We start from the raw sequence: 12,085 nt of genomic DNA, 5'->3' as shown, positions 1-12,085 counted from the left end.
GTGAGCACCGCGACAAATGACGGCGCGTCGGGCAAGGCGAGCGAAGAAAACTCGCCCGCGCCGCACGCGCATAAACTCTCCAATGCCGTCTACGAAGACGAATTGTTCAGACTGCAAACGGAATTCGTGAAGCTGCAAGAATGGCTGCGGTATACCGGCGGGCGTCTGGTGGTCATCTTCGAGGGCCGCGACGGGGCGGGCAAGGGCGGAACGATCAAACGGATCACCGAATACCTCAATCCGCGGGTCGCCCGCATCGTGGCGTTGCCCGCGCCGAGCGATCGCGAACGCGGCCAGTGGTACTACCAGCGCTACATCGCCCACCTTCCCGCCAAGGGCGAGATCGTGCTCTTCGATCGGTCGTGGTACAACCGGGCCGGCGTGGAACGGGTGATGGGGTTCTGCACGGCGCAGGAGTATGTGTTGTTCCTGCGGCAGACGCCGATCTTCGAGCAGATGCTCATCGACGACGGGATCCTGTTGCGCAAGTACTGGTTCTCCGTGTCCGAGGCCGAGCAGCTGCGCCGGTTCCGGGCGCGGCTGAACGACCCTGTCCGCCAATGGAAACTCAGCCCGATGGACATGGAATCGCTGTACCGGTGGGAGGACTATTCGCGCGCCAAGGACGAGATGATGGTTCACACCGACACCCCGGTAAGCCCTTGGTACGTCGTGGAATCCGACATCAAGAAGCATGCGCGGTTGAACATGATGGCCCACCTGCTGTCCACGATCGAGTATCACGACGTGGAGCGGCCCAAGGTGAAACTGCCCAAACATCCGGTGGTGAGCGGGACCTACCAGCGCCCGCCGCGTGAGCTGTCGAGGTACGTCGACGACTACGCGGCCACCCTGATCGGAACGTGATGATCCAGGTCTACATACCGGCCACCCTCGCGATGTTGCAGCAGCTGGTCACCGACGGCTCGCTGTGGCCGGTCAACGGCACCGCGTTCGCGGTCACGCCGACGTTGCGCGAGGCCTACGCGGAGGGCGACGACGACGAGCTCGCCGACGTGGCGCTGCGCGAGGCGGCGCTGGCGTCGCTGCGGCTGCTGGCATCCCACGCGGACCGCGCGTCGGAGGGGTCCGAAGGGCAGGCCGGTCTGCCGCCGCGGCGCGCGGTGCTGGCCGCCGAGGTCGAGGTGGGCGAGTCCGGGGCCAAGTACCGCCCCGACCTCGACGACGCCGTCGTCAGGCTGGGCGCCCCCGTCACGATCGATCAGGTGGTGGCGGCTTACGTCGACAATGCCGAGGCGGAGCCGGACGTGACCAAGGCGATCGAGGTGATCGACGCCGCCGATCTGGGCGACGAGGACGCCGAATTGGTCGTCGGTGACGCCCAGGACCACGACCTCGCCTGGTACGCGAACCAGGAGCTGCCGTTCCTGCTCGAGCTGCTGTGAAGCCGTCGACTGTGACGCAGTCGCCGCCAGCGGCCCTGGATACGCCACCGTAAGTTACGGTACCGTAGGGTTTGTCAGGGGCGTCGTGAGCAGGAGTTTTGTATGAGCAAACGGTACGCACCGGTCAGCGCCAATGTCGTCGACACGAAGCGCCCGGTAGTCGCCGGCGCCGACCGGCATCCCGGCTGGCACGCGCTGCGCAAACTGGCCGCGCGCATCACCACGCCGCTGCTGCCCGACGACTACCTCCACCTGGCCAACCCGCTGTGGTCCGCGCGCGAACTGCGGGGCCGCATCCTCGAGGTGCGCCGGGAGACCGAGGATTCGGCGACCCTGGTGATCAAACCGGGCTGGGGGTTCAGCTTCGATTACCAGCCGGGCCAGTACATCGGCATCGGGCTGCTGGTGGACGGGCGCTGGCGCTGGCGGTCCTACTCGCTGACGTCGAGCCCGGCCGAAACCTCCGGCGCGCCGCGCACCGTGACGATCACCGTGAAGGCGATGCCCGAAGGGTTCCTGTCCAGCCACCTGGTGGCCGGCGTCGAGCCGGGAACCATCGTGCGGCTGGCCGCGCCGCAGGGCAACTTCGTCCTGCCCGATCCGGCGCCCCCGTCGATCCTGTTTCTGACCGCCGGGTCGGGGATCACCCCGGTGATGTCGATGCTGCGAACCTTGGTGCGCCGCAACCAGATTGGTGACATCACGCACCTGCATTCCGCGCCCACCGAGGCCGACGTGATGTTCCGCGCCGAGCTGGCGGCGCTGGCCGCCAACCAGCCGGGCTATCGCCTGGCTGTGCGCGAGACCCGCAGGCAGGGTCGGCTCGACCTCGCTACGCTGGACCACGAGGTGCCGGACTGGCAGGAACGTCAGACGTGGGCGTGCGGGCCGGAGGGCATGCTCGCCCAGGCCCAGAAGGTGTGGTCGGCGGCGGGCGTCGGCGATCGGCTGCACTTGGAACGGTTCGCGGTGTCCAAGGCGGCGCCCGCCGGGGCGGGCGGGGCGGTCACCTTCGCCCGCAGCGGACGCACGGTCGAGGCGGACGCGGCGACCTCGTTGATGGACGCCGGGGAAGGCGCCGGTGTGCAGATGCCTTTCGGGTGCCGGATGGGCATCTGCCAGTCCTGCGTCGTCAGCCTCGTGGACGGCCACGTCCGCGACCTGAGAACCGGCGCCGAGCACGATCCCGGGACGCGGATTCAGACCTGCGTGTCGGCCGCCTCGGGCGATTGCACGCTCGACATCTAAAGGCTACTCACAGGTAACCTACGCATTCGTAGGTTACGATAACGTAGGTAAGTAACCGGACAACGACAGCAGGGAGAAGAAGACGATGGCGATCACCGACGTCGACGTATTCGCCCATCTGACGGACGCCGACATCGAGAGCCTGGCCGTTGAGCTGGACGCCATCCGCCAGGACATCGAGGACTCACGCGGGGCGAAAGACGCCCGCTACATCCGCCGCACCATCGCCGCACAGCGCGCGCTCGAGGTGGCCGGCCGGCTGCTGCTGACCGCCAGTTCGCGCCGCTCGGCCTGGTGGGCGGGGACCGTCACGTTGGCCGTGGCCAAGATCGTCGAGAACATGGAGATCGGCCACAACGTCATGCACGGCCAGTGGGACTGGATGAACGACCCCGAGATTCACTCCTCGACGTGGGAGTGGGACATGAGCGGGTCGTCCAAGCACTGGCGCTACACCCACAACTTCGTGCACCACAAGTACACCAACATCCTGGGGATGGACGACGACGTCGGCTACGGCCTGCTGCGCGTCACCCGTGACCAGCGCTGGAAGCGCTTCAACATCCTCAACCTCTTCTACAACACGATGCTCGCGCTGCTCTTCGAGTGGGGCGTGGGCCTGCAGCATGTGGAACTCGGCAAGATCGCCAAGAAGCGGATGGACAACGAGGAAGCCCGCCAGCGCGTCGACGAGTTCCTGGCCAAGGCGGGCCGTCAGGTGGTCAAGGACTACGTCGCGTTCCCGGCGCTGACGGCCCTGTCGCCCGGCGCGACCTACCGCTCCACGCTGACGGCGAACGCGACCGCCAACGTGATCCGCAACGTGTGGGCCAACGCCGTCATCTTCTGCGGCCATTTCCCCGACGGCGCAGAGAAATTCACCAAGACCGACATGATCGGTGAGACCAAGGGTCAGTGGTATCTGCGCCAGATGCTGGGCAGCGCCAACTTCGAGGCCGGCCCCGCGCTGCGGTTCATGAGCGGCAACCTGTGCCACCAGATCGAGCACCACCTCTACCCCGATCTGCCGAGCAACCGGCTGCACGAGATCTCGGTGCGGGTGCGCGCGCTCTGCGACAAGTACGACTTGCCCTACACCACCGGGTCTTTCCTGCTGCAGTACGCCAAGACGTGGCGCACGCTGGCCAAGCTGTCGTTGCCGAACAAGTACCTGCGCGACGACGCCGACAACGCGCCCGAGACCCGCAGCGAGCGGATGTTCGCCGAGTTGGAGCCCGGTTTCGCGGGCACCGATCCGGCGACCGGCCGCCGGCGCGGCCTCAAGACCGCCATCGCCACCGTGCGGGTGTGGCGGCGCACCAGGCGCGCCAAAAAGCAAGGGGCACAGGGGCGCTCCGGCGACCTGGCCGCCTGACATTTTCCGCACCGAGCGTGCACTCACGGCGAAATTTCGGATGATTTCTCGCCATGAGTGCACGTTCGGCGTTGGGTGACACCGCCGGCGTGCCGGCCACGGTGCCATGATCCCGATTTGCTAGCTGGCAGGATCCAGCTAATCTAACTGCAGTCGCGTGAGCGGCGGGGGGGCTTGGAGATCCGTAGTCCACACCGAGGAGTCAACGATGAAGAAGCCCGCACGACTGACCTGTTCGCTCGCTGCCGTCCTGGGGGGCCTCGCCGTCGCCGCCGCCCCGCTCGCGAACGCCGATTCGGCTGATGACGCCTACCTGCAGACGCTCAAGGACAAGGGCATCACCTGGCCGAGCGGCGGGGACCAGACGATGGTTCAGATCGGGCACGCGGTCTGCACCGACTGGTCCAAGGGGATGACGTTCGAGCAAACGCTCGCCGACGCGAAGTCGGGGATGCCGCAGTTAGCCGACACCTCGCTCGCGAAGATCATGGGTGCGTCGACGGGCGTGTACTGCCCGCAGTACTCCAGCAAGTTTGACTGAGCACCCACTGCCGCCTCGGCTGGGCTAAAGACGGAGGTGGGGAACACGATCGGGCTGCCCCTGACGTTGCTGATCGTGCTGGGCTGGATCGCGTTCTTCGTGTTCCTCTACCTGAGACGTCGCAAGAAATACGGAGGCCCTCCCAGATTCGCGGGGCCGCCGCTCTTTGGAACGGGGCGGATTCTGTTTGTGACTCGCCAGGGGCGCGCCCACCCGCCGCTGGATTCCAAAGTTCCGCCGATTCGCTCGATTCGGCTGAGCGTGACAATCCCCGGCCACAAACCGTATGACGCCACCGCAACCCAGGAGATCCCGGTGCCAGCGTTGTATCGGATCGACCCCCATGGTGGCACCGTCGCGGTTCAGGTTGATTCCACCAACCTGAAATACGTGTGGGTCGATTTCGACCAGCCGATCACGTAGCGGCGCCTACCCGAGGCGTTCGATGATCGTCGCGTTGGCCATGCCGCCGCCCTCGCACATGGTCTGCAGCCCGTACCGGCCGCCGCGCTGCTCCAAAGCGTTGACCAGCGTGGTCATGATGCGAGCGCCGCTGGCGCCCAACGGATGTCCGATAGCGATGGCGCCGCCGTTGACGTTGGTCTTGGCCAGGTCGGCACCGGTGTCGTGCGCCCAGGCCAGCACCACGGGCGCGAACGCCTCGTTGACCTCGAACAGGTCGATGTCGGCCAGCGTCAGCCCGGCGCGCTTGAGCACCTTCTCGGTGGCCGGGATGACACCGGTCAGCATGTAGAGCGGGTCCGAGCCCACCACGGTGGTGGTGTGGATCCGCGCCAGCGGGCGCAGGCCCAGCTTCTTCGCGGTTTCGCTCGTGGTGATCAGCACCGCGGCGCTGCCGTCGGACAGCGGCGATGAGTTGCCGGCCGTGATCTCCCAATTGATCTGCGGGAAACGGGCTTTCATCGCCTCGCTGTAGAAAGCGGGCTGCAGACCGGCCAGCGTTTCGACCGTCGTGCCGGGGCGGATGAATTCGTCGGTGGTCAGCCCGGCGATCGGGATCAGCTCGTTGTCGAACAGGCCGTCCTTGGTGGCGCGGGCGGCCTTGTCGTGGCTGCCGGCGGAGAACTCGTCGAGCTGGGTGCGCGAGAAGCCCCACTTCGCGGCGATCAGTTCGGCGCTGATGCCCTGCGGCACCAGGCCGTCGGGGTAGCGGCGCGTCATGTCCCCGCCGAACGGGTTGCTGCCCGGCAACACCTGGCTGCCCATCGGCACGCGGCCCATCGACTCCACGCCGCCCGCGACGACCAGGTCGTAGGCGCCCGCGAGGACACCCTGCGCGGCGAAGCTGATGGCCTGCTGGCTGCTGCCGCACTGCCGGTCGATGGTGACGCCGGGGACCGACTCGGGGAATCCGGCGCCGAGCAGCGCGTTGCGCGCGATGTTGACGGCCTGGTCGCCGACCTGCGTGACGGCGCCGGCGATCACGTCGTCGAGCTGCGCGGGGTCGACGCCGGTGCGGGCCACCAGTTCGCGCAGGCTGTGGGCCAGCAGGTCGGCGGGCAGCACGTCGTGCAGCGCGCCGGTGGCCTTGCCCTTGCCGATCGGGGTGCGGACGGCACCGACGATGACGGCGTCGCGACCTTGAACCATGGCTCCTCCTTGAGTCCGATGCTAGGTATTACTAGCTGTACCCAGGTAAACATCTAGGTACACTAAAATCAACCCAGACCGGGAGGTGATGTACATGACATTTCTGCAGGGCGCCCTGGCGGACCGGGAGAAGTGGTCGGCGGTCGGTGAGTGCGCGATCGAAAAGACCATGGCGGTGGTCGGCACCAAGTCCGCGATGCTGATCATGCGCGAGGCCTACTACGGCACCACCCGGTTCGACGACTTCGCGCGCCGGGTCGGCATCACCAAGGCGGCCACCTCGGCGCGGCTGGCCGAACTCGTCGAGCTCGGCCTGTTGGAGCGGCGGCCCTACCGCGAGCCCGGGCAGCGCGGCCGCGAGGAGTACGTGCTCACCGAGGCCGGTGTCGATTTCATGCCGGTGGTCTGGTCGATGTTCGAGTGGGGCCGGCGCCATCTGCCCGGCCGCAATCGCCTGCGGCTCACCCACCTGGGCTGTGGCGCCGAGGCCAGCGTCGAAATACGTTGCACCGAGGGGCATCTGGTGCCGCCCGGCGAGCTCGGCATGCGGCTGGCTAAGTCTGGTTGAGCTAAGTCTGATTGAGTACCGCGAGCAGCCGCCGGGCCGCGGCGACGCGGCGGACGGCCGGCCCGGACAGCGTGTCGAGCGCGCATTCCGGATCGGCGGGCGGCCCCATGTGCCCGCAGCCGCGCGGGCAGTCGCTGATCGCCTCGGCCAGGTCCGAGAAGGCCATCAGCACGTCGTCGGGCGCGATGTGGGCCAGTCCGAACGAGCGGATCCCAGGGGTGTCGATCACCCAGCCCGATCCCTCCAGAGGCAGCGCCACCGACTGGGTCGAGGTGTGCCGGCCCCTGCCGATCTCGGTCACCTCACCGACGGCCCGATCCGCCTCGGGCACAAGGCGATTCACCAGCGTCGACTTCCCGACGCCGGAATGGCCCAGCAGCACGGTGATCTTGCCGGCCAGCAGATCGGCCACGGCGAGCAGCGGATCGTCGACGCCGGCGGCGACCACCGTCAGGTCGAGGTCCACGAACTGCTTGGCGAACGGCTCCGGCGGCGCGAGGTCGGTCTTGGTCAGGCACAGAATCGGGGCCAGGCCACCGGCATAGGCGGCGATCAGCGTCCGGTCGACCAGCCCGGTGCGTGGCGGCGGGTCGGCCAGCGCCACCACGATCAACAGCTGGTCGGCGTTGGCGACCACCACCCGTTCGGTCGGGTCGGTGTCATCGGCGGTGCGCCGCAACACCGTTCGCCGCTCGCCGCGGCGCACGATGCGGGCCAGCGTGTCCGTCCGCCCGGACAGGTCGCCGACCAGGTCGACCTCGTCGCCGACGACGATCGGCGTGCGGCCCAGTTCGCGGGCGCGCATGGCCGTGACCCGGCGATCGGGCCGGCCGCCCAGCACGCACCCCCAGCGGCCCCGGTCGACGCTGACGACCATCGCCGCCTCGGCGTCGGCGTGCTCGGGTCGGGTCTTGGTGCGCGGTCGCGAGCCCCGGCCCGAACGGACCTTGACGTCGGACTCGTCGTAGTCGCCCGGCCTCACATGCCGGGCTCCAGCATGCGGGCCCACAGCTGCGGAAACTCCGGCAGCGTCTTGCTGGTCGCGCCGATGTCGTCCACCTCGACCCCGGCGACCCGCAGCCCGACGATCGCGCCGGCCATCGCCATCCGGTGGTCGGCGTAGGCGCGCCAAACGCCGGGCCGCAGCGGCGTCGCGGTGATCACCAGGCCGTCGGGCGTTTCGGCGCAGTCGCCGCCCAGGCGGTTGATCTCGGCACTCAGCGCGGCGAGCCGATCGGTCTCGTGCCCCCGCAGGTGGGCGATGCCGGTCAGCCGCGACACCGAGCCGGGCGTGGCCAGCGCGGCCAGGGCCGCCACCGACGGCGTCAGCTCGCCGACGGCGCGCAGGTCGACATTGAATCCGGGGTAGCCGGGGTAGTCGGCCGAGCCGCGCACCTCCAGGGACGAAGCAGACTGCGTCACAACGGCATTCAACTTGCCCAGGACGCCCAGGATGTTGTCCGCGGGCTGCACGCTGCTGGCCGGCCAGCCGGTGACGCGCACCGACCCGTCCGTCACCACGGCTGCCGCCAGGAACGGGACGGCGTTGGTCAGGTCGGGTTCGACCTCCCAGTGCCGGGCCGCGACCGCGCCGGGGCGCACCCGCCAGCGGTTCGGGACGGAGTCGTCGACGTCGACGCCGGCCTGTCGCAGCATCACCGTCGTCATCGCGATGTGCGGCGCCGACGGCAGCTGCGCTCCGGTGTGCTGGACGGTCAGGCCTTCGGTGAACGAGGCCGCGCACAGCAGCAGGCCCGACACGAATTGCGACGACGCGGAGGCGTCGATGGCGACGGTCCCGCCGGCGACCGATCCGTTGCCGTGGACCCGGAACGGCAGACCGGCGCCGTCGATCTTGACGCCCAGGCCGCGCAGCGCGTCCAGCAGCGGCGCGATGGGCCGGGCCCGGGCTTGCTCGTCGCCGTCGAACTCCACCGCGGCGTCGGCCAGGGCCGCCAGCGGCGGGACGAACCGCAGGACGGTTCCGGCCAGGCCGCAGTCCACCGTGGCGTCGGGCCCGGGGGCGATCCGGCCGCTGACCGTCAGTTCGGAATCCTCCCCGTCGACGCGCAGGCCCAGGGTGCGCAGGGCGCCGATCATCAGGTCGGTGTCGCGGCTGCGCAGCGCTCCGCTGATCGTGGACGCGCCGTGTCCCTGGGCGGCGGCCAGCCCGGCCAGCACCAGCGCCCGGTTGGTCTGCGACTTCGAGCCGGGGACGGTCACGGTCGCGTGCACCGGTGCGGCGGCGTGCGGAGCGGTCCACGTGGTCACGGGTACATCATCGCCTGTCCCGCGTTCTGCAACCATGGGAGCTATGTGTGGGCGGTTTGCAGTCACGACGGATCCGGCGAAGCTGGCGGAGAAGATCAAGGCGATCGATGAGGCCACCGGAGCCGCGCCCAACGCCGCAGCCCCGAACTTCAACGTGGCGCCGACCACGACGATCGCGACCGTGGTGACCCGGCATGCCGAGCCCGAGGACGATCCCACCCGCCGCGTCCGGCTGATGCGCTGGGGCCTGATCCCGCCGTGGGCCAAGGCCGGCCCCGACGGGGGGCCGGAGGGTAAGGGCCCGATGCTGATCAACGCCCGCGCCGACAAAGTCACCAGCTCGCCCGCCTTCCGCGCGAGCGCCAAGTCCAAGCGTTGCCTGATCCCGATGGACGGCTACTACGAATGGCGGGTCAACCCCGACCGCGACGGCAACAAGTCGCGCAAGACGCCGTTCTTCATGTACCGCGAGGATGGCGAGCCGCTGTTCATGGCCGGACTGTGGTCGGTGTGGAAGCCCAAAGACGACAAGGACGCTCAACCGCTGCTGAGTTGCACGATCATCACCACCGACGCCCCGGGGGAGCTCGCCGAGATCCACGACCGGATGCCGTTGGTGGTGCCGGAGCGGGACTGGGACCGCTGGCTCAACCCCGACGCCCCGGTCGACGAGGAGCTGCTGGCCCGCGCGCCCGACGTCAGCGGGATCCGGATGCGCGAGGTGTCGACCCTGGTCAACAGCGTGCGCAACAACGGCCCGGAGCTGCTCGCACCGGTCGAGGAGCAATCGGAGCAGATGAAGCTGCTGTAGCGGGGATAAGGGCTCCTGGATTACTCCGCCTCGCGTGGCATCGCGAGTGCGGTTCCGAGAATCCAGACGAACAGGAAAGCCGGCATTGCCGTAATCGAGAAACCCTCGAGCGAAAGCGGCCCGTCATGGATGACGAACGCGGCGAGAAGCAGGGGGTGGATTGCGGCGCCGGCGCTCGCGAGGTGAGCGGTAAATCGCGGCAGCACCCGGTGGACGTACACGGCACACGCGAACGACCCCAGCGCCACGGTGGTGGGCTTCCCGACATTGCCAGCAATCCGAAGGTGAGGTCGTAGAGCAGTGTTGACGTCTCAGCACTGTGGTGTCGGTAGAGCAAGACGTCGAACGCGGTGAATCCGCTGAGCAATAGGGTCACGAACGCGATGGCGCCGGCTGCGAAGCACGCCGAAAGAGTCGATCTCGGGGGAAGTCGGTCACGCAGGTAGGTCCATACCGCAGCGCCGAATACAAGCCAGAGCGTGACGCCGACGGTATTGAGCAGCATCGTCACCACCAACCGATCGTGGTGAGTCGTGGCCCACAGCGCCACTTCCGTACCCGACGTCTGAGTTGTCGGGAATGACCAAATCGGATAAACCGCAAGCGTGATCGCGGGGACGACGAATCCCAACGTGCCAGCCCACCGCGCCACGCGCGCCGAACCGCCAGGTCTGGCAACCACATTCGCCGCGCTGTTGTCGTTCACGCGTCCTCCCGACGGCTCGTCTTGCCCATGCGACAGTTCCTATGCGTTTGGTCCGCCTGCCGCATTATCCGCGCGGCCAACCGTCCCGCGGGCGACGACATGCCTGGCAGCGGGCAAGCCGCGCCGGGTGAGCCATCCGGGTTACGCCGCACCCGGGCTGTCGTCCTCGTCCTCGTCGTCGTTGTTGTCGGGGTGGAGGAGTTTTTCGGGGTGGTGGTAGGTGTTGGTGCGGGGTTGGCCGCGGTCGAGGTGTGGTGGGGGGATCCATTCGGTTTGGCCTTTGGTGTTGGTGCGGGTGGTCCAGCCTTGTTCGGCGAGGCGGTTGTCGGGGCCGCAGGCCAGGGTGAGGTCGTCGATGTCGGTGCGGTGGGTGGTGGTCCAGCCTTTGATGTGGTGGACCTGGCTGTGGTAGGCGGGGGCGTCGCAGCCGGGTTTGGTGCAGCCGCGGTCGCGGCCGTAGAGCATGATGCGCTGGGCGGGTGAGGCGATCCGTTTGGTGTGGTGCAGCGCCAGGGTTTTGGCGTTGTGGAAGATCGCCAGGTAGTGGTGGGCGTGGCCGGCCCAGTGGATCACATCGGAGATGGGGACCAGGGTGCCGCCGGCGGTGAGCGCTTTGCCGGCGGCCGCCTCTAGATCTTGGAGCGTGGTGGTCACGATGATCGACACCGGTAGCCCGTTGTGCTGGCCGAGTTTCCCGGAGGCGAACAGGCCGCGCAGCCCGGCCAAAAATGCGTCGTGGTTGCGCTGGCCTGGGGAGCGCTGATCGCGCCGCACCGCCTCCTGCTCGGGGGTGGCATCGACGACCGGGATGTCGTCGTCGGGGTTGCAGGCTCCGGGGGCGGCGAGTTTGGCGAGCAGGGCTTCGATGGCGGCCCGCAGCTCCGGGGTGATCAGTCCGCTGAGGCGTGACATGCCGTCGCATTGCTGCGCGCCCAGGGTGATGCCGCGTTGGCGGGCGCGTTCGGCGTCGCTGAAGTCTCCGTCGGGGTGCAGCAGGGCCATGAGGCGTTGGGCGTATTGGGCTAACTCGTCGGGGCGGTAGTCGCGGGCTTTGGCGGCCAGGTCGGCTTCGGCGTGCGCGCGGGTGAACACGTCCACCTCGGGGGGTAGGTGGGTGAAGAAGCTGCGGATGATCTTGATATGTCCGTCGCCGATCAACCCCTGGCGTTGGCCGGCGGCGGTCGCGGCCAGTGTGGGGGCCAGCGGCTCACCGGTCAGTGCGCGGCGCTCACCGAGGTCCTGGGCCTCCTCGATGCGCCGGGCGGCCTCGGTTTTGGTGATGTGTAACCGGTCGGCCAGCGCCGAGCGCAGCGTGCCGCCCAGCTCGGCCTTGCTGGCTTGGGCCTCGAGTTGGTTGATCAACCCGTGCTGGGGTGCGCGCAGGCGGCGCGCCACGTTTTCCAGGCGCTCCAGGGCGCGTAATCGCTCCGGGGTGGTGAACACGTCAAAGGACAACGCGCACAAGCGGTCCACAGCGTGATCGAGCGCGTCGAAGACTTCGACGATCTCCTCACGACTGCTTGCACGCATGCCCCCAACCTACGAACA

At 68.3% G+C, this 12,085-nt stretch carries 13 protein-coding genes; 8 read left to right on the top strand and 5 right to left on the bottom strand.

The genetic code is table 11. The features are described from left to right. The 6 genes from ppk2 (at position 1) to AWB89_RS13855 (ending at position 4,993) form a co-directional block, all read left to right on the top strand. Positions 1–867, top strand: coding sequence for a polyphosphate kinase 2 (ppk2, locus tag AWB89_RS13880; protein ID WP_085174331.1), 867 nt, complete (start codon positions 1–3; stop codon positions 865–867). Beyond that, positions 867–1,406, top strand: coding sequence for a DUF6912 family protein (locus AWB89_RS13875; RefSeq protein WP_085174329.1), 540 nt, complete (start codon positions 867–869; stop codon positions 1,404–1,406). Before ppk2 ends, AWB89_RS13875 begins: the two co-directional genes overlap by 1 nt. A 102-nt stretch (positions 1,407–1,508) precedes the next feature. Beyond that, a complete protein-coding gene (locus AWB89_RS13870; RefSeq protein ID WP_085174327.1) occupies positions 1,509–2,654 on the top strand; it encodes a ferredoxin reductase in 1,146 nt (381 codons plus the stop codon). Positions 2,655–2,739: 85 nt separating this feature from the next. Continuing rightward, entirely contained in the window at positions 2,740–4,029 is a 1,290-nt protein-coding gene (locus tag AWB89_RS13865) for a fatty acid desaturase family protein (RefSeq protein WP_085095979.1), read from the top strand. Between the two features lie 208 nt (positions 4,030–4,237). Next, on the top strand, positions 4,238–4,570 hold the full coding sequence (locus tag AWB89_RS13860; protein WP_085174325.1) for a DUF732 domain-containing protein: 333 nt from the start codon (positions 4,238–4,240) through the stop codon (positions 4,568–4,570). 36 nt (positions 4,571–4,606) lie between these two features. Then, positions 4,607–4,993, top strand: a complete 387-nt coding sequence (locus AWB89_RS13855) for a hypothetical protein (protein ID WP_085095975.1) — start codon at positions 4,607–4,609, stop codon at positions 4,991–4,993. Positions 4,994–4,999: 6 nt separating this feature from the next. On the opposite strand, the gene AWB89_RS13850 is transcribed toward AWB89_RS13855, so the two are convergent. Continuing rightward, complete coding sequence (locus AWB89_RS13850) at positions 5,000–6,181, bottom strand: thiolase family protein (RefSeq protein ID WP_085174323.1); 1,182 nt, start codon at positions 6,179–6,181, stop codon at positions 5,000–5,002. 94 nt (positions 6,182–6,275) lie between these two features. On the opposite strand from AWB89_RS13850, the gene AWB89_RS13845 reads away from it, so the two are divergent. Further along, entirely contained in the window at positions 6,276–6,749 is a 474-nt protein-coding gene (locus tag AWB89_RS13845) for a winged helix-turn-helix transcriptional regulator (RefSeq protein WP_085096448.1), read from the top strand. A 1-nt stretch (position 6,750) separates the two neighbouring features. Here the strand turns inward: AWB89_RS13845 and rsgA are convergent, their stop codons facing one another. Further along, positions 6,751–7,731: a ribosome small subunit-dependent GTPase A gene (gene rsgA, locus AWB89_RS13840; protein ID WP_085174321.1), complete on the bottom strand. Its 981-nt coding sequence runs from the start codon at positions 7,729–7,731 to the stop codon at positions 6,751–6,753. Beyond that, positions 7,728–9,020 (bottom strand): 3-phosphoshikimate 1-carboxyvinyltransferase, encoded by a 1,293-nt coding sequence (aroA, locus tag AWB89_RS13835; RefSeq protein ID WP_085174319.1) that lies wholly within the window; start codon positions 9,018–9,020, stop codon positions 7,728–7,730. The genes rsgA and aroA overlap by 4 nt, the downstream gene beginning before the upstream one ends. Positions 9,021–9,063: 43 nt before the next feature. On the opposite strand from aroA, the gene AWB89_RS13830 reads away from it, so the two are divergent. Then, positions 9,064–9,831, top strand: coding sequence for an SOS response-associated peptidase (locus AWB89_RS13830; protein ID WP_085174317.1), 768 nt, complete (start codon positions 9,064–9,066; stop codon positions 9,829–9,831). Between the two features lie 20 nt (positions 9,832–9,851). On the opposite strand, the gene AWB89_RS27970 is transcribed toward AWB89_RS13830, so the two are convergent. Both AWB89_RS27970 and AWB89_RS13820 read right to left on the bottom strand, forming a co-directional pair. Beyond that, positions 9,852–10,079, bottom strand: coding sequence for a hypothetical protein (locus AWB89_RS27970; RefSeq protein WP_241520492.1), 228 nt, complete (start codon positions 10,077–10,079; stop codon positions 9,852–9,854). Positions 10,080–10,678: 599 nt separating this feature from the next. Continuing rightward, positions 10,679–12,067 carry an HNH endonuclease signature motif containing protein gene (locus tag AWB89_RS13820; RefSeq protein ID WP_085174315.1) on the bottom strand — a complete coding sequence of 463 codons (1,389 nt, stop codon included), beginning with the start codon at positions 12,065–12,067 and terminating at the stop codon, positions 10,679–10,681. Positions 12,068–12,085 lie beyond the last annotated feature (18 nt).

The sequence above is a fragment of the Mycobacterium paraense genome (assembly GCF_002101815.1).
Taxonomy (GTDB): domain Bacteria; phylum Actinomycetota; class Actinomycetes; order Mycobacteriales; family Mycobacteriaceae; genus Mycobacterium; species Mycobacterium paraense.
This window is presented reverse-complemented; position numbering and strand designations above follow the sequence as displayed.